Source organism: Methylobacterium sp. Leaf93 (genome assembly GCF_001422345.1).
In the GTDB taxonomy this organism is placed as follows: Bacteria; Pseudomonadota; Alphaproteobacteria; order Rhizobiales; family Beijerinckiaceae; genus Methylobacterium; species Methylobacterium bullatum.
The window spans coordinates 56,754-76,196 of the sequence record NZ_LMMS01000028.1 but is presented as its reverse complement, the minus strand read 5'-3'; the positions used below and the strand labels follow the sequence as shown (position 1 = coordinate 76,196).

The 19,443-nt window shown below is 66.8% G+C and carries 17 protein-coding genes and 1 tRNA gene; 8 read left to right on the top strand and 10 right to left on the bottom strand.

The window, feature by feature from the left end:
* Positions 1-28 precede the first annotated feature (28 nt).
* A complete protein-coding gene (locus ASF26_RS18100; protein ID WP_056257190.1) occupies positions 29-727 on the top strand; it encodes a glutamine amidotransferase in 699 nt (232 codons plus the stop codon).
* 43 nt (positions 728-770) lie between these two features.
* On the opposite strand, the gene ASF26_RS18095 is transcribed toward ASF26_RS18100, so the two are convergent.
* Positions 771-857: transfer RNA gene (locus ASF26_RS18095), tRNA-Leu, on the bottom strand.
* 143 nt (positions 858-1,000) lie between these two features.
* Between ASF26_RS18095 and ASF26_RS18090 the strand changes: the two genes are divergently transcribed.
* Together ASF26_RS18090 and ASF26_RS18085 are read left to right on the top strand one after the other, a co-directional pair.
* Positions 1,001-1,582 (top strand): YqaA family protein, encoded by a 582-nt coding sequence (locus ASF26_RS18090; protein WP_056257187.1) that lies wholly within the window; start codon positions 1,001-1,003, stop codon positions 1,580-1,582.
* A complete protein-coding gene (locus tag ASF26_RS18085; protein ID WP_056257184.1) occupies positions 1,579-2,070 on the top strand; it encodes a disulfide bond formation protein B in 492 nt (163 codons plus the stop codon). The genes ASF26_RS18090 and ASF26_RS18085 overlap by 4 nt, the downstream gene beginning before the upstream one ends.
* 18 nt (positions 2,071-2,088) lie before the next feature.
* Here ASF26_RS18085 and ASF26_RS18080 read toward each other — a convergent pair whose 3' ends face one another.
* The 4 genes from ASF26_RS18080 to ASF26_RS18065 form a co-directional block, all read right to left on the bottom strand.
* Complete coding sequence (locus tag ASF26_RS18080) at positions 2,089-2,574, bottom strand: DUF1178 family protein (protein ID WP_056257181.1); 486 nt, start codon at positions 2,572-2,574, stop codon at positions 2,089-2,091.
* Positions 2,575-2,599: 25 nt separating this feature from the next.
* Positions 2,600-3,475, bottom strand: coding sequence for a carbon-nitrogen hydrolase family protein (locus tag ASF26_RS18075; RefSeq protein WP_056257176.1), 876 nt, complete (start codon positions 3,473-3,475; stop codon positions 2,600-2,602).
* Positions 3,472-3,744: a glutaredoxin 3 gene (gene grxC / locus ASF26_RS18070; RefSeq protein WP_056140619.1), complete on the bottom strand. Its 273-nt coding sequence runs from the start codon at positions 3,742-3,744 to the stop codon at positions 3,472-3,474. Before grxC ends, ASF26_RS18075 begins: the two co-directional genes overlap by 4 nt.
* Positions 3,745-3,862: 118 nt before the next feature.
* Positions 3,863-4,219, bottom strand: a complete 357-nt coding sequence (locus tag ASF26_RS18065; protein ID WP_003603128.1) for a response regulator — start codon at positions 4,217-4,219, stop codon at positions 3,863-3,865.
* A gap of 208 nt (positions 4,220-4,427) precedes the next feature.
* Between ASF26_RS18065 and ASF26_RS18060 the strand changes: the two genes are divergently transcribed.
* Complete coding sequence (locus tag ASF26_RS18060) at positions 4,428-5,336, top strand: N-formylglutamate amidohydrolase (protein WP_056257173.1); 909 nt, start codon at positions 4,428-4,430, stop codon at positions 5,334-5,336.
* 324 nt (positions 5,337-5,660) lie between these two features.
* Here the strand turns inward: ASF26_RS18060 and galU are convergent, their stop codons facing one another.
* Positions 5,661-6,527: a UTP--glucose-1-phosphate uridylyltransferase GalU gene (gene galU / locus ASF26_RS18055; protein WP_056257168.1), complete on the bottom strand. Its 867-nt coding sequence runs from the start codon at positions 6,525-6,527 to the stop codon at positions 5,661-5,663.
* A gap of 188 nt (positions 6,528-6,715) precedes the next feature.
* Here galU and galE point away from each other — a divergent pair, with 188 nt between their 5' ends.
* The 3 genes from galE (at position 6,716) to ASF26_RS18040 (ending at position 10,450) form a co-directional block, all read left to right on the top strand.
* Positions 6,716-7,708, top strand: coding sequence for a UDP-glucose 4-epimerase GalE (galE, locus tag ASF26_RS18050; RefSeq protein WP_056257165.1), 993 nt, complete (start codon positions 6,716-6,718; stop codon positions 7,706-7,708).
* A 98-nt stretch (positions 7,709-7,806) separates the two neighbouring features.
* A complete protein-coding gene (locus ASF26_RS18045) occupies positions 7,807-8,931 on the top strand; it encodes a lytic murein transglycosylase (RefSeq protein ID WP_244475980.1) in 1,125 nt (374 codons plus the stop codon).
* Positions 8,932-9,079: 148 nt separating this feature from the next.
* Complete coding sequence (locus tag ASF26_RS18040; protein WP_056257157.1) at positions 9,080-10,450, top strand: SGNH family hydrolase; 1,371 nt, start codon at positions 9,080-9,082, stop codon at positions 10,448-10,450.
* A gap of 78 nt (positions 10,451-10,528) precedes the next feature.
* Here ASF26_RS18040 and ASF26_RS18035 read toward each other — a convergent pair whose 3' ends face one another.
* From ASF26_RS18035 to gltB, 3 genes are all read right to left on the bottom strand, one after another.
* Positions 10,529-11,962: a glutamate synthase subunit beta gene (locus tag ASF26_RS18035; RefSeq protein ID WP_056140607.1), complete on the bottom strand. Its 1,434-nt coding sequence runs from the start codon at positions 11,960-11,962 to the stop codon at positions 10,529-10,531.
* 72 nt (positions 11,963-12,034) lie between these two features.
* Positions 12,035-12,436, bottom strand: coding sequence for a type II toxin-antitoxin system VapC family toxin (locus ASF26_RS18030; protein WP_056257155.1), 402 nt, complete (start codon positions 12,434-12,436; stop codon positions 12,035-12,037).
* Positions 12,437-12,761: 325 nt separating this feature from the next.
* A complete protein-coding gene (gltB, locus tag ASF26_RS18020) occupies positions 12,762-17,474 on the bottom strand; it encodes a glutamate synthase large subunit (RefSeq protein ID WP_056257151.1) in 4,713 nt (1,570 codons plus the stop codon).
* A gap of 644 nt (positions 17,475-18,118) precedes the next feature.
* Here gltB and ASF26_RS18015 point away from each other — a divergent pair.
* Entirely contained in the window at positions 18,119-19,042 is a 924-nt protein-coding gene (locus ASF26_RS18015; protein WP_056257149.1) for a hypothetical protein, read from the top strand.
* 87 nt (positions 19,043-19,129) lie between these two features.
* Here the strand turns inward: ASF26_RS18015 and ASF26_RS18010 are convergent, their stop codons facing one another.
* Complete coding sequence (locus ASF26_RS18010; RefSeq protein ID WP_056257145.1) at positions 19,130-19,423, bottom strand: formate dehydrogenase subunit delta; 294 nt, start codon at positions 19,421-19,423, stop codon at positions 19,130-19,132.
* Between the last annotated feature and the right edge of the window lie 20 nt (positions 19,424-19,443).

Below are 19,443 nucleotides of genomic sequence, written 5' to 3'. Positions count from 1 at the left end.
ACGGGCGGGGCTTGGCCATAAGGCGGCGATGAAGATTGGAATCATCGAGGCGGGCGCACCGCCCGCTCGCCTGGCCGAGACCTACCCGTCCTACGGCCGCATGGTGGAGCGGCTCCTCGGCGACCCTGCCGAGGTGACCACCTTCCCGGTGGCGGAGGGGCGGTTTCCCGCCGCTCCCGAGGCGTTCGACGCGTTCGTCGTGACGGGATCGGCGGCGGGCGTCTATGACGACCTGCCTTGGATCGCACCGCTCAAGAGCTTCCTGTGCGAGGTCGACGGGCGCGCCAAGCTCGTCGGCCTCTGCTTCGGCCATCAGATCATGGCGGCGGCCTTCGGCGGCACGGTGGAGAAATCGGCCAAGGGCTGGGGCATCGGCCTCCACACCTACGACGTGTTCGAACGCGCGGAGTGGATGGACGACGCGCGCCGCGTCTCGGTCCCGGCGATCCATCAGGATCAGGTGATCGTTCCCCCTTCGGACGCGCGCGTTCTGGGCGGCAGTGCCTTCACGCCCTACGGCATCCTGTCTTACCCGCAACGCCGGGCGATCTCGTTCCAGGTCCATCCGGAATTCGAGACCGATTACGCCACGGCTCTGATTGCCGGGCATCGGCCCAGTCTGCTCCACGACGAGGCGTTTCAGGCGGCGGCCGTCGCCTCGCTGCGCGGCGAGAGCGATGCTCCCCGCGTCGGCGGCTGGATCCGTCAATTCCTAGAATCGAGGTAGGGGCTGCCCGGCACTGGCTCACGGGCCGCGTCGCCGGGGCGAATGGTGCGGGCGGTCGGAATCGAACCGACACTCTGTCACCAGAACCGGATTTTGAGTCCGGCGCGTCTACCAGTTCCACCACGCCCGCAACATCCGCCTCATGGCACAGGTTCGCGCGGACGGCCAGAGGGGTTTTGCCGCCGGGTGCCGAAGCGACGGTTCCGGCTCGCAAGTCCGGCCGGGTTGTGCTCAAAGGGCCTCGCGCCCTCCCCTTTCGGATAGAAGCCCTTCATGATCCGCCGCCTCTACGAGTGGATACTCGCGCTCGCGGGCAAGCCGTCGGCCCCCTATGCGCTCGGTGCGGTGGCGTTCTCGGAGAGTTCGTTCTTTCCGGTCCCCCCCGACGTGATGCTGGTGCCGATGGCGGTGAGCCGGCCCGACAAGGTCTGGCTCTACGCGACGATCACCACCCTGTCGTCGGTGGCCGGCGGGCTGCTCGGCTACGCGATCGGCGCGCTGCTCTACGATTCCATCGGGGTCTGGCTGTTCTCGCTCTATGGGCTGAACGAGAAGGCAGCGAGCTTTCAGGCCTCCTATGCGCAATACGGGCATTGGGTGATCCTGCTGAAGGGGCTCACGCCGATCCCGTTCAAGCTGGTGACGATCACCTCGGGCTTCGCCCATTACGACCTGTTCTGGTTCGTCCTGCTTTCGCTCGTCACCCGGGGGGCGCGCTTCTTCCTGCTCGCTGGGCTTCTGAAGCGCTACGGCGTATCCATTCGCGCCGTCCTCGACCGGCATCTGAACGTCGTCGCGGCCATCACGGTGGCCGTCATCATCCTCGGCTTCGTCCTGTTCAAGGTGCTGCTGTGATCAATTACACCACACTTCTCCGTCTTCGCCGGGCCGCGCTGGCGGTCCTGATTGGCTCCGCACTGGCGATCGCGGGCGCCTTCTATTTTCAGTGGGTCCTCGGCTACGTGCCGTGCAAGCTGTGCCTGACAGAGCGGCTACCCTATTACGCGGCGATCCCGCTGGCCCTTCTGGCCCTGTTCACGCCAGAGCGCCTGACCCGGCTGATCCTCGGAATCGCCGCCCTCGGGTTGCTCTACGGGGCCGGCCTCAGTGTCTATCACGCGGGCGCCGAATGGGCGTTCTGGGCCGGCCCGTCCGATTGCGGCGGCGGCAGCGGCGCCAATCCCAGCGATGTCGGCGATTTCCTCGACACCCTGAAGGCGACGCGGGTCGCCGATTGCTCCACCGCCGCCTGGCGTTTCCTCGGCATCTCGCTGGCCGGCTGGAATGCGGCGATCGCCTCCGTCCTGGCCTCCATCGCCGGAACCGCGGCCCTCAAGCGGTAGCGAGACGGGGCCGACCTCTCAGTTGAGGTCGCCCGGCAATGAGGGGAGCGGCGCCACGTCGATGCCCTCCTCCACCAGCGCGCGCGCCTCGGCGGGGCTCGCTTCGCCGTAGATCGGCCGGGACTCGGCCTCGCCGTAATGCATGCGGCGGGCCTCCTCGGGGAAACGGGGGCCGACATTATCGGCCGTCCGGGTCACGTGCTCGCGCATGGCACGCATCAACGCGCGCAACTGCCGCTCCGGCTCGGCCATCACCGGCACGTCCGCCGAAGGCACGGCAACGGACGCGCTCGCAGGAGGTTCGACAGTCGAGCGGCTTTCGTCCGGCACCGATGCGACGCTTTTCGCCAGGGCCGGTGCCATCATGGCCTTCGCGACTTTGGTCGAGCCGCAGGCCAGGCAGGCCACGAGGCCGTCCGCCGCCTGAGCGTCATAGGAATCGCTCGATCGAAACCAGCCCTCGAAATCGTGTCCGTTCTCGCAGACGAGGGTGTAGCGGATCATGGGCGGGATTGGACCGGACGCATGGTCACCCAGCCCGCCCGACGCGCTCGACCGTGAAGGGGCGCGCGTGTTTGAGGGCGGGGATCCGCCCCCTTGCCTCGGTAACGCGGGCAAGGTCGATCTCGGCCAGGATCACGCCGGGCTCGGCCCCGCCGGCATCCGCCAGCACCTTGCCCCAGGGATCGACGATGATGGAGTGGCCGTAGGTCTCGCGGCCGTCCTCGTGGCGACCGCCCTGGGCGGCCGAGATCATGAACGATCCGGTCTCGATGGCGCGGGCGCGGTGGAGGACATGCCAATGGGCCTCGCCCGTCTGCTTGGTGAAACAGGCCGGCGCGCTGAGGATCGTCGCCCCGGCTTCCGCCAGAGCCCGGTACAGGGCAGGGAAACGCAGATCGTAGCAGATCGCGATTCCGAGGGGCGCCCAGGGCGTCTCTGCGACGACGGCACAGGCCCCGCCGGTATAGGTGTTGGATTCGCGCCAGCGCTCGCCGTTGGGAAGGTCCACGTCATAGAGGTGGAGCTTGTCGTAAGATGCGGTGATTGCCCCGTCCGCATCGATGAGAAAGGCGCGGTTCGCGATCTTGTCGCCGTTCCGCACGGCCAGCGAGCCGACATGGACGACGATGCCGCGCTCGCGGGCCACATCGCGCAGGGCGGCGAGGGTCACGTCCTCGTCCTGCTCGCGCACATTGGCGAACAGGCTGGCTTTGTCCCGCTCCACCAGGGAGGTCATTTCCGGTGTCTGTACGTAGTGAGCCCCCTGGGACGCGGCCTCTCGCACCAGGGCGACGGCGGCATCGCGGTTGGCGAGGGGATCGCGCCCGGACCGCATCTGGACGCAGGCCGCGACGAAGCGGGGCTCCGTCTTGTCCTGTCCCGTCGATGGAGCGTCGCTCATGATTGCACAGCCGGCGCCGACAGGAGCGGATCGAGCTTGCCCGACCGGTCGAGCGCGTAGAGGTCGTCGCAACCACCCACATGCGTCTCGCCGATGAAGATCTGCGGCACGCTGGTCCGGCCGCCGGCACGCTGGGTCATGGCGAGGCGCGAGCCCGCGATCTTCTCGACGTCGATCTCGGTGAAGGAAGCGCCCTTCTCCCGAAGCAAGGTCTTGGCGGCGGTGCAGTAAGGGCACCAGGCTGTCGTGTAGATGGTCACCGGAGGCATGGTTTGCTGACGTCCCGCTTCGCTCCCCTCAGCATATAGGGGAACGACCGTCACCTTCCTACCGACAAGACACCGTCCTGTTACAGAGCCGTCGTCGGGCCGGGGAGCACGTCCCGTCTCAGGCGGCCAGCAGCTTCTCGACCTCATTGACGAGATCGCGCAGGTGGAAAGGCTTGGACAGGACCTTCGCGTCCTTCGGAGCCTTCGAATCTGGGTTGAGGGCGACGGCCGCGAAACCCGTGATGAACATCACCTTGATGTCCGGATCGAGTTCGGTGGCGCGGCGGGCCAGTTCGATCCCGTCCATTTCCGGCATCACGATATCGGTGAGGAGCAGCTCGAACGGCTCCTCCCGCAGCCGGTTATAGGCCGACAGGCCGTTGTCGAACGACAGCACGTCATAGCCGGCATTCTGCAACGCCTTGGCCAGGAAGCGGCGCATGTCGTTGTCGTCTTCGGCCAGGAGGATCTTCATCTGTCGGTGTCCCGCACCCGTGAGTCGCTGAGTTCATTTCATAAAGCGCAGACTTGGTAAACAAGGTGTTGAGATCGGTGGCCGGGCCACGTGCACAGGGGCACAACGTTCGTCTCGCGACAGGTCGTGCCACAGTGGACACGCCCCGTCGCGCACCGCAGAGTGCGCTCATGCGTTTCCCCGTCAGCCCCTGGGCGCCCACGCCGCGATGACCGAGCCGACCCTCCGCCGGGATGCAGCGAATCCAGGAGATTTCGCGCCACCCTTCGCCATTGACGAGCCGAGGGAGCACACGCTTCCGTTCGTGTTCAACACGCCTCATTCCGGTGCGGTCTACCCGAAGGCCTTCCTGGCGGCGTCACGCCTCGACCCGTTGGCGCTCCGGCGCTCGGAAGACGCCTATGTCGACAGGCTGTTCGCGCCCGTGGTCGATCTCGGTGCGCCGCTGATGCGCGCGAACTTCCCGCGGGCCTATCTCGACGTGAATCGCGAGCCCTACGAACTCGACCCACGCATGTTCGACGGGCGCCTCCCGCCCTTCGCCAACACGCGGTCCATGCGGGTGGCCGGCGGCCTCGGCACGGTGCCGAGGGTGGTCGCCGACGGTCAGGAAATCTACCGCGGCCGGTTTCCCGTCGAGGAGGCGGTCGCGCGGATCGAGGAACTCTACAAGCCGTATCACCGCACCCTGCGCGGTCTCGTCCAGCGCACGGCCCGCGTCTTCGGCCACGCCATCCTGATCGATTGCCACTCGATGCCGTCATCGAGCCTGCTGCGGGAGGAGGATTCGAAGGCCGATTTCGTTCTGGGAGACAGGTTCGGAACGAGCTGCACGCCGGCCCTGATCGCGGCGTTCGAATATCATTTGCACGCGCGCGGCTTCCGCACCCTGCGCAACAAGCCCTATGCGGGCGGCTTCATCACCGAGCATTACGGCGAGCCGAATATCGGGCGTCACGCGCTTCAGATCGAGATCAATCGCGGTCTCTACATGAACGAGACCACCCTCGCGGTCACGCAGGGCTTCGCCGATCTGGTCTGGATGCTGCGCGAGGTGGTGAAGGCGGTCGCCGAGGAAATGGACAGCCTCACGCCGCGCAGAATGGCGGCCGAATAGGCCCGGACTTTCGGCCCCCGTCCATCCAGGGTTCGAGCGCGCCTGAACGGCTGCACTGAGCCCGACCCCACCGAAGCCCAACCCCATCGAAGAATGGATCGCCCAAGAAAAAAGGCCGCTCCGAAGAGCGGCCCGAAGTCTAGGGAGGAAACGCCCAAGAAGGGCTGCGGGACCGCGACGCCATCGCGATCTCGCAATGCACAAAGTAAAGTGCGCCGCACAAAACGCAAGAGTGTTTCGCCGTCGAAAGGCTGCACACCGCGCATGCCCCGCCCGCGTCCGCTGCACCATACGGCGCAGCTTGCAGGTCTCTTCCGTTTCACCTCACATTTCGCGGAGCAGGCGGGCGATTTCGGCCTTCAGCGGCTCGGCCAAATCCTTGCGCTCCAGCGCGTAGGCGATGTTCGCCGTCAGGAAGCCGAGCTTGGAACCGGTATCGTAGGTCCGGCCCTCGTAGCGCATGCCGAAGAAGGACTGCTTCTCGGCGAGTTTGATCATGGCGTCGGTGAGCTGGATCTCGCCGCCCGCCCCCTTCTCGCCATGCTCCAGGATCGAGAAGATCTCCGGCTGGAGGATGTAACGCCCGGAAATGATGAAGTTCGACGGGGCGGTGCCCTGTTTGGGCTTCTCGATCATGCCGTTGATCTCGAAGGTCTGCCCGTAGGTCTCGCCGACGCCGACGATACCGTACTGGTGCGTCTCTTCCGGCTTCACTTCTTCCACGGCGATGACGTTGCCGCCATGACGCTCGTAGGCCGAGAGCATCTGCTGCATGCAGCCCTTGCTCAGCATGTCGGGCAGCAGCACCGCGAAGGGCTCGTCGCCGACGATCTCGCGGGCGCACCAGACCGCATGGCCGAGGCCGAGGGGAGCCTGCTGGCGGGTGAAACTCGTCTGCCCGGCGGCCGGGAGATCACGCTTCAACTCCTCGTAGATCGCTTCCTTGCCGCGCTCCTGCAGCATGCGGTCGAGTTCGAAGGCGATGTCGAAATGGTCCTCGATCACGGCCTTGCCGCGTCCGGTGACGAAGATGAAATGCTCGATCCCGGCCTCGCGCGCCTCGTCCACCACATGCTGGACGACCGGCCGGTCGACCACGGTGAGCATTTCCTTCGGGACGGCCTTGGTGGCGGGCAGGAAGCGGGTACCCAACCCTGCGACAGGCAGGACGGCTTTACGAATCGGTTTCATCAAGCGGGACCCGGTCTCTTAAAATGCGGTGGGAACAACCCGGAGGCGGAGGACGATAGCACGTTGTCGTGATGGCGCGAGCAAGAACAAAACCATTTCCACGCCCAACTCAGCCTAACGCGCCGCATGATCACACGGAGTGTTTGAGGTATATCTTCCGCGAAGTCGGCGGGAATGGAAGTGGGGCCATGGCGATTCTGGTGACGGGCGGCGCAGGATATATTGGCAGCCACATGGTGCTGGCGCTGCTGGATGCGGGCCATGAGGACGTCGTCGTCATCGATGATCTGTCCACCGGTTTCGACTGGGTGCTCCCCCCCGAGGTGACCCTTGTGGTGGGCGACGTGGCGGATCAGGCCCTGGTGAAGCAGGTCATCGCCGAGCACGGGATCGACGTGCTGGCGCATTTCGCCGCCAAGATCGTGGTGCCGGAATCGGTGGCGGACCCGCTCGGCTACTATCTGGCGAACACGGTCAAGACCAGGTCGCTCATTGAGGCCGCCGTCGCGGGTGGGGTGAAGCACGTCATCTTCTCCTCCACCGCCGCCGTCTATGGCGAGCCCGAGATCGTACCGGTACCGGAGGACCTCGTCGCCGCGCCGATCAACCCCTACGGCCGCTCGAAACTGATGAGCGAGTGGATGATCGCCGACGCGGCCAAGGCCCACGGCTTCAGCTACGTCATCCTGCGCTATTTCAACGTCGCCGGGGCCGATCCGCGTGGGCGCAGCGGTCAATCCGCAAGCGACGCCACCCACCTCATCAAGGTGGCCACGCAGGCGGCACTCGGCCGGCGCGCCCATCTCGATGTGTTCGGCACGGACTACCCCACCCCCGACGGCTCGTGCCTGCGCGACTACATCCAGGTGTCCGACCTCGCCGATGCCCATTGCGTGGCGATCGCGCATCTGCGCTCGGGCGGCGAGAGCAAGACGCTCAATTGCGGCTACGGGCGCGGCTATTCGGTCCTCCAGGTGATCGAAGTGGTGAAGCGCATGTCGGGCCGTGACTTCGAGGTGAGGCTGGCGCCGCGCAGGCCTGGAGACCCGGCGCAGATCGTGGCGAAGGCCGACCGGATCCGCGACGAATTGGGATGGCGCCCGCGCCATGACGACCTCGATGGGATCGTGGCCCAGGCCCTCGCGTGGGAAGAGTCGCTGGCCCGGCGCAACCGGCTATGACAACGCTCCTTCGCGCCGCCCTCGCCCTCTGCGTCCTGTTGGCGACCGAGAGCAGGGCACAGGACGCTGTCCGGGTCCCCGCAATCGCGAAACCCGACATGGCGGCCAACGCATCGTTCCGCAGCTTCATCGATGCCCTGCGGCCCGATGCGGAGGCACGTGGGGTCAGCGCGGCGACCTTCGATGCGGCCTTTCGTGGCGTATCCTCCCCCGACCCCGGCATTCTCGCCAAAACCACCGCTCAAGGGGAGTTCGGACGCCCCGTCTGGGACTATCTCGTCGGTGCGGTGTCGACCGGGCGGATCGCCAAGGGGCGATCCCAGGCGGCGCGTCTCTCCGGCACCCTGTCGGCGATCGAAGCGCGCACCGGCGTGCCTCGCTGGATCGTCCTCGCCTTCTGGGGGGTCGAGTCGGATTTCGGGGCGAGCGGCGGGACCGTCCCGACCATCCGCGCCCTGGCGACCCTGGCGCAGGCGCGTTTTCGTGGGGCGCTGTTTCGCAACGAACTCCTCGACGCCCTGACCATCCTTCAGCGCGGCGACATCGCGCCGGAGGCAATGAAGGGATCCTGGGCCGGCGCCATGGGCCAGACCCAGTTCCTTCCATCGACCTTCCTCAAACATGCGATGGATTTCGACGGGGATGGCCACCGCGACATCTGGCGCTCCGAGGCCGATGCCCTCGCCTCCATCGCCGGTTATCTTCAAACGCTCGGCTGGAACCGCGACCTGTCGTGGGGCTATGCCGTGACGCTTCCCGGCGGCTTCGACCTGACGAAGTATCGCGCGGACCTGTCGGACTTCGAGAAGCGCGGCGTTCGCAGGATCGATGGCGAGGCCCTGCCGGCATCGGGAGCGGCGAGCCTGTTCCTGCCCGGCGGATCGGGCGGCCCGGTCTTCCTGATCACCGACAATTTCGAGGTCATCCGAGGCTACAACACCTCGGATTCCTACGCGCTCGCCGTCGGGCACCTCGCCGACAGGCTCGCCGGCGGACCGGCCTTGGAAGCACCCTGGCCGACGAGCGCGGCTCGCCTCGACAAGGCGGGGCTCCAGGCGCTGCAGAAGGGCCTCGCCGCCCGCGACCTCTATACCGGCGACGCCGACGGCCGCGCCGGACCGAAGCTGCGCGAAGCGGTCCGCCGGTATCAGATCAAGGAAGGTCTGGTGGCCGACGGCTATGCCACGCCCGCTCTCCTCGAACACATCACGGCGCGCCCCTGATGCTCCGCCTCGTGAAGCGGATTTAGACGCGGGGCCGATCGTCGGATAGGATGGCGCGGTCTCGTCCTTCGACGATCAGCAGGCAGGTCGCAGCGTGGCACCAAGGACCGTCAAGACCATACCGAACGGGGCGACCATCGCGGGACGGGTGAAGGACGCCGTCCGTCGTGCCTGTCTCCTCGCACTTCTCGCGACGCCCCCGCTCTTCTCGTCGAGCCCGTCCGCCGTGGCCCAGTGGGGGGATTCCTACGATACCCCTCGCGGCGACTCCTATTATGCGCCGCGCCGCCGCCCCCGCGAGGAGGGTGATTACGGCGCGCGCCAGGCCAATCGGCGCTACACCCCTCCCCCTCAGGAGGCACCGCGCCAGTTCTACTGGCCCTGGGAGGATCGCCCTCAGCAGGTTCAGCCGACCCCCGCACCCGTGCCATCGGCCCGACCAACCCGGCCGCGGCCGCCGACCATCGGCGAGAGTCAGCGCTCCTACACGAGGCGGCCGCGTCCCGCTCCGGTGATCGCCCAGCCGAAGCCGGTCCAGCCCAAGGCGGAGCCGTCGATCCGCATCGCGGTGTTCGGCGATTCGCTCGCGAGCTATCTCGGCCGCGGCCTCGACGACGTGTTCGAGGACAATGCCGATGTGGCGATCCTCGACCGCTCGAAGGCCGATAGCGGCCTCGTCCGGAAGGACGTGGTCGACTGGCCCAAGGCGGCGGAGGATTTCCTCAAGACGAGCCCGAAGGTGGCCTACGCGGTGGTGATGCTGGGCGCGAACGACCGGCAGCCCATCCGCGATGGGACGGAGAATGTGGAGCCGGGGACGGAGCGCTGGCGCGAGATCTACCGCGACCGCGTGGACGCCCTGGCCAAGGTCTTCGCCAACCAGAAGATCCCCTTCATCTGGGTCGGCGCGCCGCCCATGCGCAGCGAGCCACTGACGAAAGACATCGCGTCGATCAACGACCTGATCCGTGACCGGGTCGCCAAGGCGGGCGGGACTTATGTCGACATCTGGCCGGGCTTCGTCGACGACCGCAACCGCTTCACTATGACCGGCCCCGACCTGGAGGGGCAGGAAGCCAAGCTCCGGACGTCGGACGGCGTGCATTTCACCAAGGCGGGCGCCCGGAAGGTCGCGCATTTCGCCGACGTCGAACTTAAGCGTCTCATGGGCACGAACCCCACCGAGGCGCCGGCCGTCGCGCCCGTGGCGACGGTCCCCGGGCCCCTACTCGAGGGCGAGACACCGAAGCTCGACGATACCGCCGCGATCGACCGCCAGATCACCGCGATGCTGCCGAGCCTGCCTGAGCCTCCGGGCATTCCCGCCTTGCCGGTGAAGCCCGCGTTTGGCCCGGTCATTCCCCTCGGCCGCGCCGAAGTGACCCCCGGCGGCACGCTCATCAGCGGACGGCCGCGCGATGGCGACGCATCGGGGAACGTGGAGCGGGTGCTTCAGCGCGGCTCTGCGCCGATGCCACAGCCGGGCCGGGCCGACGATTTCAAATGGCCGCCGGGCTGAGCCCGGCGTGGCGGCACTGAGTTCGAGAAGAGATCCAGTCGCCGGGGCCTGGCATAAAGCCGGCCCCGGATTGCGAGCTCAGCGCGGCAGGACGCTCGATCCCATCAGCGCCTCGTCGATGGAACGCGCCGCCTGACGGCCTTCACGGATCGCCCAGACCACGAGGGACTGCCCACGGCGCATGTCGCCGGCGGCGTAGATCTTCTCGTTGGACGTCCGGTAATCGAGCTCGTTGGCGGTGACGTTGCCGCGCTTGTCCATGACCACGCCGGATTCCTCCAATAGGCCCTTACGGACCGAACCGGCGAAACCGATGGCGAGGAACACCAGATCGGCCGGCAGGGTGAACTCACCGCCGGGAACGGGCTGGCGCTTCTCGTCGACGCGGGTGCAGACCACGCCGGTGAGCTTGCCCTTCTTGTTGCCTTCCAGGCGCAGCGTCGCGGCCTGGAACTCGCGCTCGGCGCCTTCTGCCTGGCTCGAGGAGGTCCGCATCTTGGTCGGCCAATAGGGCCAGACCGAGAGCTTGTCCTCGCGCTCGGGCGGGCGCGGCCGGATGTCGAGCTGCGTCACCGACAGGGCGCCCTGGCGGAAGGAGGTACCGACGCAATCGGACGCCGTATCGCCGCCGCCGATCACGACGACGTTCTTGGCGGTGGCGAGGATCGGCAATTCACCGTTGCCCGGCATCGGCTCGGCACCGACACGCCGGTTCGACTGGACGAGGAACGGCATCGCGTAATGCACGCCGGCGAGATCCTGGCCGGGAAGCTGCGGGTTGCGCGGGTCTTCGGCGCCGCCGGCGAAGAGCACCGCGTCGAACTCTGCGGTGAGCTCGTCGAGCGGCTTCGTCACGCCGACATTGACGCCGTAATGAAAGGTCACGCCCTCCGCTTCCATCTGCTTCACGCGCCGGTCGATATGGCGCTTCTCCATCTTGAAGTCGGGGATGCCGTAGCGCAGCAAACCACCAGCCTTCGGCTCACGCTCGAAGACATGGACGTCGTGGCCGACACGGGCGAGCTGCTGCGCCGCAGCCATGCCTGCCGGCCCCGAGCCGATGACGGCGACCTTCTTGCCGGTGCGGGTGGCGGGAATTTCCGGCTTCACCCAGCCGTTGTTCCAGGCGCGGTCGGCGATGGCCTGCTCGATCGTCTTGATCGCGACGGGCTGGTTCTCGAGGTTCAGGGTGCAGGCTTCCTCACACGGCGCGGGGCAGACGCGGCCGGTGAATTCCGGGAAATTGTTGGTGGAGTGGAGGTTGCGCGCGGCCTCCTCCCAATCCGACTGGAAGACGAGCTCGTTCCAGTCCGGAATTTGGTTGTGCACGGGGCACCCGGTCGGCCCATGGCAGAACGGGATGCCGCAATCCATGCAGCGCGCGGCCTGCTTTTTCAGGTCGTGCTCGTCGAGGGGCAGCGTGAATTCGCGGAAGTGCCGCACGCGGTCGGCTGCGAGCTGATACTTCTGCTCCTGCCGGTCGAACTCGAGGAAACCCGTGATCTTGCCCATGACCTAAAGCCCCACTCACCCAAAGCGCTCCGCACGGAGCGGAGACCGATTCTTCTTTCGCGAGCGAGCTCGCTACGGTCTTAACCAGTTCTCGACGTCGAGCATCGGCACCTGCGAGAACTCACCGACATTGTCCGTCACCAATACACTGCCATCCCAAATCGCGTGCGACGCGATCAGCAGGTCGTTCGCTCCGATTGGTGTTCCAGCCGCCTCGAGAAGTCGGCGCAGTTCGCCATAGGTGTGATCGACGGGCACGGAGAGGGATGCGACGGTGATCGCACCCAAAACCGCATCCACCTGCCGGGTCAGGCGTTCGGATCCTTTCTTGGCAGCACCGAAACGCAGTTCCGAGGCCACCACCACACTCGTATAGACGTTCGACTCCCCCACCCGCACAATCGTCTCTCGCAGGAGCCCATTGGGAGCGCGAACGAGGGCCGACAGGATGTTCGTGTCGAGCAGGTAGCGCACTAGAGATCAACCGGCTCCGGAAGTCGGTCCTCGCTCTCGGGCCATGCGTCATCCAGGGGCAAGAGGCGCGAAAGGGTCGACAGGAGGGAAGGCCGTGCGACGGCTTCGAGCGTCAGACGGCCCGCCTCCCAGCGGAGAATCGCCTCGTCGCCGGGCAGAGCAAATTCATCCGGGAGCCGGATAGTCTGCTCGTGCCCCTCGCGATGAAGCTTGATCCTCCGTTCGATCATGAGTCCCTTCTCCTCAGGCACGGTCCGACGCGAAACGAGCGTCCGCATCGATCCCCTCGACGACGTCGGATCGGACCCGATCCGACGTCTCCTCGCTATTCCGCCGCCACCGGCATCCGCGCCATCTCCATTTCGCGCAGGGCGCGACGGTATTCCACCGGCATCACCTTCACGAACTTGGTGCGGTAGCCGGCCCAGTCTTCCAGAATCGCCTTGGCACGCGGGGAACCCGTGTACTTCAGGTGATTGGTGATGAGCTGGCTCAGGCGCTCCTCGTCATGGCCGGACATGTCGGCGAGGATATCGACGCGCCCCTTGGTCTCGAGGTCGCCGTCCTGGTGGAAGCGGCGCATGACGTCGTCCTCCTCCTCGACGGGTTCGAGATCGACCATGGAAAGGTTGCAGCGGGCGGCAAACGAACCGTCCGCATCGAGCACGTAGGCGATGCCGCCCGACATGCCGGCCGCGAAGTTGCGCCCGGTCTCGCCGATGGACACCACGACGCCGCCGGTCATGTACTCGCAGCCATGGTCGCCCATGCCTTCGACCACGGTGATGGCGCCGGAATTGCGGACGGCGAAGCGCTCGCCGGCCGAACCGCGGATGTAGCATTCGCCCGCGATGGCCCCGTAAAGCACCGTGTTGCCGGCCATGATCGTCCGCCCGGCGGGCGACCGCAGCGCGTCGCTCGGCCGGATAATCAGCTTGCCGCCCGACAGCCCCTTGCCGACGTAATCGTTGGCGTGGCCCGTGAGAACCACGGTGATGCCGGCTGCGAGCCATGCCCCGAAGCTCTGGCCGGCGGTGCCGGCGAGGTTCACCGTGATGGTGTCGTCGGGCAGGCCCTCATGGCCGTAGCGCTTGGCGACGACGCCGGAGAGCATCGCGCCCGCGGTGCGGTCCGAGTTCCGGATCACCTCGTTGAGCACCACCGGCTCGGCGCTCTCGATGGCCGCCTTGGCGCCCTCGATCAGGCGACGGTCGAGCACCGTGTCGATCGGATGCTTCTGCTTCTCCGTATGGCGGATCGCTACATCGGGGCCGACATCGGGGCGATGGAACAGCTTCGAGAAATCGAGGCCACGCGCCTTCCAGTGGTTGATGACCTCCAGCGTGTCGAGGAAGTCCGAGCGGCCGATGAGGTCTTCGAGCTTGGTGTAGCCCATCGCCGCCATTAGCTCGCGCAACTCCTCCGCCACGAAGAAGAAGTAATTCACCACGTGCTCCGGCGTGCCTTTGAAGCGCTTGCGCAGGACGGGGTCCTGCGTCGCCACGCCCACCGGGCAGGTGTTCAGGTGGCACTTGCGCATCATGATGCAGCCGGCCGCGATGAGCGGCGCGGTGGAGAAGCCGAACTGGTCGGCGCCGAGCAGGGCCGCGACGAGCACGTCCCGGCCGGTGCGGATGCCGCCATCGGCCTGCAGCACGACGCGACCACGCAGGTGGCTGAGCACCAGGGTCTGCTGGGTCTCGGCGAGACCCGTCTCCCATGGCCCGCCCGCATGCTTGATCGAGGTCAGCGGCGCGGCGCCGGTGCCGCCGTCGAAGCCCGAGATCGTGATGTGATCGGCGCGCGCCTTGGCGACGCCGGTGGCGACCGTCCCGACACCGACCTCGGACACGAGCTTCACCGACACGTCGGCCGCCGGGTTCACGTTCTTCAGGTCGAAGATGAGCTGGGCCAGGTCCTCGATGGAGTAGATGTCGTGATGCGGCGGCGGCGAGATCAGGCCGACGCCGGGGGTGGCGTAACGGACCTTGGCGATTTTGGCATCGACCTTGTGGCCGGGCAGCTGGCCGCCCTCGCCGGGCTTGGCGCCCTGCGAGACCTTGATCTGCATCATGTCGGCATTGACGAGATATTCCGTCGTCACGCCGAAGCGGCCGGAGGCCACCTGCTTGATCGCCGAGCGGCGCGAGCGACCGTCGGCCATCGGCTTGAACCGCTCGACCTCCTCGCCGCCCTCACCCGAATTCGAGCGACCGCCGAACGAGTTCACCGCGATGGCGAGGGTCTCGTGCGCCTCCTTCGAGATGGAGCCGTAGGACATCGCGCCCGTGGCGAACCGCTTGACGATGTCCACCGCCGGCTCGACCTCGGAGATGTCCACGGGCGCCCGGCCGAGCTCGGCCGCCTGCTTGATCCGGAACAGGCCGCGGATGGTCTTGAGGTGGTTCTCCTGCTCGTTCACCAGCCGGGCGAACTCGCGGTAGCGCTCGGGCAGGCCGAGGCGCACCGCGTGCTGCAGGGTCGCCACCGAATCCGGCGTCCAGGTATGGCTCTCGCCGCGCAGGCGGTAGGCATATTCGCCGCCGACATCGAGGGCGTGACGGAAGACCGGGGCATCGCCGAACGCGTCTGCGTGACGACGGGCGGTCTCCTCGGCCACCTCGGCCATGCCGATGCCTTCGATCGTGGTCTTCGTCCCGAAGAAGTCGCGGGCGACGAAGGACGAGTTCAGGCCGATCGCGTCGAAGATCTGAGCGCCGCAATAGGATTGATAGGTCGAGATGCCCATCTTGGACATGACCTTGAGCAGGCCCTTATCGATCGACTTGATGTAGCGGTAGACGATCTCGTCGTCGGTGAGATCCGGCGGGAACTCGGCCTTCATCGCGATCACGGTCTCGAAGGCGAGATAGGGGTTGATCGCCTCGGCGCCGTAGCCGGCCAGACAGGCGAAGTGATGCACCTCGCGCGGCTCGCCGGATTCGACCACGAGACCGACCGAGGTGCGCAGCCCCTTGCGGATCAGGTAGTTGTGCACCGCCGCCGTGGCCAGCAAGGCCGGGATCGCGATGCGATCCGGGCCGACGCCGCGGTCGGTCAGGATGATGATGTTGTAGCCGCCGCGCACCGCCGCTTCGGCCCGGTCACAGAGCCGGTCGACCGCACCTTCCATGGCGACGGCGCCGGATTCGGCCGGGAAGGTGATGTCGAGGGTCTTCGTGTCGAAGCGATCCTCGAAATGCGAGATCGAGCGGATCTTCTCCAGATCGCCGTTGGTCAGGATCGGCTGACGGACCTCGAGGCGCTTCTTGCGGGAGGCGCCCTCCATGTCGAGCAGGTTCGGGCGCGGCCCGATGAACGAGACGAGGCTCATCACGGCCTCCTCGCGGATCGGGTCGATCGCCGGATTGGTGACCTGGGCGAAGTTCTGCTTGAAGTAGGTGTAGAGCGGCTTGGGCTTGTCGGAGAGAGCCGAGAGCGGCGTATCGGTTCCCATCGAGCCGACCGCCTCCTGGCCGGTGACGGCCATGGGCGCCATCAGCAGCTTGAGGTCTTCCTGGCTGTAGCCGAACGCCTGCTGCCGATCGAGCAGCGACACATCCGAACGCGAGGCACGCGGGATGACTGGCTTCAGGTCTTCCAGCACGATCTGGGTGTTCTTCACCCATTGCGCATAGGGATTGGCCGCCGCGAGCTCGCTCTTGATCTCCTCGTCGGAGATGATGCGGCCCTTCTGCAGGTCGATGAGCAGCATGCGGCCCGGCTGCAGGCGCCAGGATTCGACGATGCTCTCGTCGGGGATCGGCAGGACGCCCATCTCGGAGGCCAGCACGACGAGGCCGTCTTCCGTGACGATGTAGCGGGCGGGGCGCAGGCCGTTGCGGTCGAGGGTCGCGCCGATCTGGCGGCCGTCGGTGAAGCAGACGGCGGCGGGGCCGTCCCACGGCTCCATCAGCGCGGCGTGATATTCGTAGAACGCCTTGCGCTCCTCGCTCATGAGCGGATTGCCGGCCCAGGCCTCCGGGATCAGCATCATCATGGCATGGGCGAGCGAGTAGCCGCCCTGCACGAGGAACTCGAGGGCGTTGTCGAAACAGGCGGTGTCGGACTGGCCCTCGTAGGAGATCGGCCACAGCTTCGAGATGTCGTTGCCGAACAGATCCGAGTCGACGCTGGCCTGGCGCGCCGCCATCCAGTTCACGTTGCCGCGCAGCGTGTTGATCTCGCCGTTATGGGCGACCATCCGGTAGGGATGCGACAGTTGCCAGGTCGGGAAGGTGTTGGTGGCGAAACGCTGGTGCACGAGGGCGAGGCCCGAGACGTAGCGCTCGTCCTGCAGGTCCTTGAAGTAATGGCCGAGCTGCGTGACCAGAACCATACCCTTGTAGACGATGGTACGGGTCGAGACGGAGACCGGGTAATAGGCCTTCACGCGCGGATCGTTGAGGCCGTAGACCTTGTTCGAGATGACCTTGCGGGCGATGAACAGACGGCGCTCGAACGCGTCCTCGTCCGTGATCGCGGCCGGGCGGCCGATGAAGACCTGCTTGTGGTGCGGCTCCGTCTCCTTGACGCGCACACCGAGGTCGCTCGAATCCACCGGCACGTCGCGCCAGCCGAGGAAAGGAAGCCCTTCGTCCTGGAGGGCCTTCTCGACGATCTCCTCGACGATGCGGCGGCCTTCCTCGTCCTTCGGCATGAAGAACTGCCCGACGCCGTAATGGCCGGGCTCAGGCAAAGCGATGCCGAGGCCCTCGCATTCCTCCTTCAGGAGGAAATGAGGGATGTGGGTGAGGATGCCGCAGCCATCGCCCATCTTCGGATCGGCGCCGACTGCGCCGCGATGGTCGATGTTCTCGAGGATGAGCAGCCCCTGCGCGACGATGGCGTGGGTGCGCCGGTCATGCATGTCCGCCACGAAGCCGACGCCGCAGGCATCGCCCTCACGGGCGGGATCGTAGAGGCCCTGCTTGGGCGGGAGAGCGTGATCGCGGACGACGAGCGGCGCGACGCCGTCCCGCGTGGCGGGGATCGGGTTCTGGACGACCCCGGCAACCTCAGATGCGGCCATGTTCATAACCCCTCAGCCTCGTTCGTCCGTGCCCGCATGCGAGCATGTTTCATGCCCAAATGCCATCCGGCACTCAGGCTCCGTCCTCGACGCGGTCGGATTCGGGCAGGGTCTTCGGTGAGGAAGCGCCCGCTCTCCGCGGGCTCAGCGCCGGCTTGAATTCAAGCCGTGCGGGCCCGGATCGCCGCGATGGCGACCGGCTTGGAATCTCGTTTTTTCGTGAGATTCGACACCCGCTCCAGACCTTCCACGTTCCTCGAAGGCACTTCGTCCCCGGCAATCACTCGCCGTGGGGACGCCCCGCCAAAAATGGGACAGCCGTACTGTCCTAATTACGGAAGGTGACAGATTTTAAACGGTCCAGCAAGAGGCTCGCGTGCCCGATGGACAGGTTTGATGCACCGTGCGACGCCGCGACCAGCCGAGGCACCCGGCAGCCTATGAACGGCACTCGCCCCCTCGCCCAATGGCGGCGGATCGGGGCCGCCCGAGACTTGCCGCGCTTCACCCGTATTCCCGCCCCATTCGGGCAGTCTACAAGACTTGCCAAGCACAAGCGGCATGCGGGGTGATGGACCGCACGGAGACCTCCTTAGACCTGCGCCAACAGTGGGCTACGGAACGACGACACTTCATCGAGACGAGGCACCATGGAATCGAGCCGCAGGGCGCCTGTGCGCTCCCATACGATCAGCCTGACCATGCTGGCGGGGTTCATCACCCTGTCGGCTCTCGGGACGGGCACGGCCCAGGCACAGTACGGCTACGAGCCCGATCCGTTCCTTCCCCCCCGTGCCGTGGTCTGGCGCCTCAACGACCGGGGCTTCACCGAGGTGACGCGGCCGCGATTCGACGGCCGGGCCTATATCGTCGAAGCGACCGGCCCCTATGGCGACAGGGTCCGGTTGTTCGTGGATGCTCGGGACGGCGCCGTTCTCGACCGTCAGCGGCTCGGCGTACCGTTGCCGCCCGCACCGATTCCGGTCGCCCGTCCGGCGGCGCCCGGCTATGGCTGGACCGAGGCGGACGAGCAGCCCCGTCGACCGATGCGCGAAGCCGAACGGCTGGTTCCTCCCGGAAGGATCCCGAACGGAGATAGCATCGGCCGGCAACCGCGTTACGACGTGGCGGCGCGCCCCGAGACCACCACCCGCGTCGAACCCTCCGACCGCAATCCGCTGGGCCTGAACCCGGATGCCCGGACCGGCGACGCGCGACGCCCGGCGGAAGCACCACCTGCCCGCAAAATCACCAGATTGGCCCCGCCGACGAAACCGGCCGCGCCTCGGCTCGCGCCGGAAGCCCCTTCACCGTCCACGGCGAACACGACGCCCGAGCGTCGAAGCGACGAGCCCCCCGTCGCGGCGGTAGAGCAACCGAAGGCCGAACCGCCGACACCCGCCGCGAATCAGCCCCGTCGCGACGCCGGGCCGGCGCCTCAGACTTCGCCCGGCAAGGCACAGGCCTGGAGCGATCCCCCGGCGGACAAGAAGGCCGTTCGGGTGATCGGTGGCGCGACGGTGGTTCCCGGAGCGACCGACAAGGATCAGGCAGGCGACCGCCCGGCGGATTAGCCCTTCTCGCCACAGCGACCGGACCACCGAAGGCGTCGAGCGAAGCAAGCTCGACGCCTAATCCTCACGCGGACACGAAAGCGCTGTTCAGCCGGCGTCGCTGGCGCCGGCACCCTGGAGGTGCGGATCGTTAGTGGCCGCCCGAATGGGGCTGTCATTCTGGTCGGGCGAAGTCGTGATCGCCTTCAACGCCAGCGGATCGAGCCCGCTCCCCTCCGTGGGGCCATGCGCTTCAAGGGCGCGGCGCATCTTCGGCGTCCAGAACGCGACGATGTGCTTGTGAATGCCGGCGACCGCCTCGTCGTCCGGATAGGATCGGAAGAAGCCGGAGATCTGGTTCGCCATGCGGACGAGCTTATCGTTGGTGGTCAGGGCGCTCATGGGACTGGCTCTGGTCGACG

What these genes read in the sequence shown, in the direction of transcription:
- galU (WP_056257168.1), bottom strand. Translation starts at nt 6,527, where the DNA reads ATGAAACCGATTCGTAAAGCCGTCCTGCCTGTCGCAGGGTTGGGTACC.
- ASF26_RS18075 (WP_056257176.1), bottom strand. Translation starts at nt 3,475, where the DNA reads ATGAGCGACGCTCCATCGACGGGACAGGACAAGACGGAGCCCCGCTTC.
- galE (WP_056257165.1), top strand. Translation starts at nt 6,716, where the DNA reads ATGGCGATTCTGGTGACGGGCGGCGCAGGATATATTGGCAGCCACATG.
- ASF26_RS18090 (WP_056257187.1), top strand. Translation starts at nt 1,001, where the DNA reads ATGATCCGCCGCCTCTACGAGTGGATACTCGCGCTCGCGGGCAAGCCG.
- ASF26_RS18045 (WP_244475980.1), top strand. Translation starts at nt 7,807, where the DNA reads ATGGCGGCCAACGCATCGTTCCGCAGCTTCATCGATGCCCTGCGGCCC.
- ASF26_RS18080 (WP_056257181.1), bottom strand. Translation starts at nt 2,574, where the DNA reads ATGATCCGCTACACCCTCGTCTGCGAGAACGGACACGATTTCGAGGGC.
- ASF26_RS18010 (WP_056257145.1), bottom strand. Translation starts at nt 19,423, where the DNA reads ATGAGCGCCCTGACCACCAACGATAAGCTCGTCCGCATGGCGAACCAG.
- grxC (WP_056140619.1), bottom strand. Translation starts at nt 3,744, where the DNA reads ATGCCTCCGGTGACCATCTACACGACAGCCTGGTGCCCTTACTGCACC.
- ASF26_RS18100 (WP_056257190.1), top strand. Translation starts at nt 29, where the DNA reads ATGAAGATTGGAATCATCGAGGCGGGCGCACCGCCCGCTCGCCTGGCC.
- gltB (WP_056257151.1), bottom strand. Translation starts at nt 17,474, where the DNA reads ATGAACATGGCCGCATCTGAGGTTGCCGGGGTCGTCCAGAACCCGATC.
- ASF26_RS18035 (WP_056140607.1), bottom strand. Translation starts at nt 11,962, where the DNA reads ATGGGCAAGATCACGGGTTTCCTCGAGTTCGACCGGCAGGAGCAGAAG.
- ASF26_RS18060 (WP_056257173.1), top strand. Translation starts at nt 4,428, where the DNA reads ATGACCGAGCCGACCCTCCGCCGGGATGCAGCGAATCCAGGAGATTTC.
- ASF26_RS18015 (WP_056257149.1), top strand. Translation starts at nt 18,119, where the DNA reads ATGGAATCGAGCCGCAGGGCGCCTGTGCGCTCCCATACGATCAGCCTG.
- ASF26_RS18065 (WP_003603128.1), bottom strand. Translation starts at nt 4,219, where the DNA reads ATGAAGATCCTCCTGGCCGAAGACGACAACGACATGCGCCGCTTCCTG.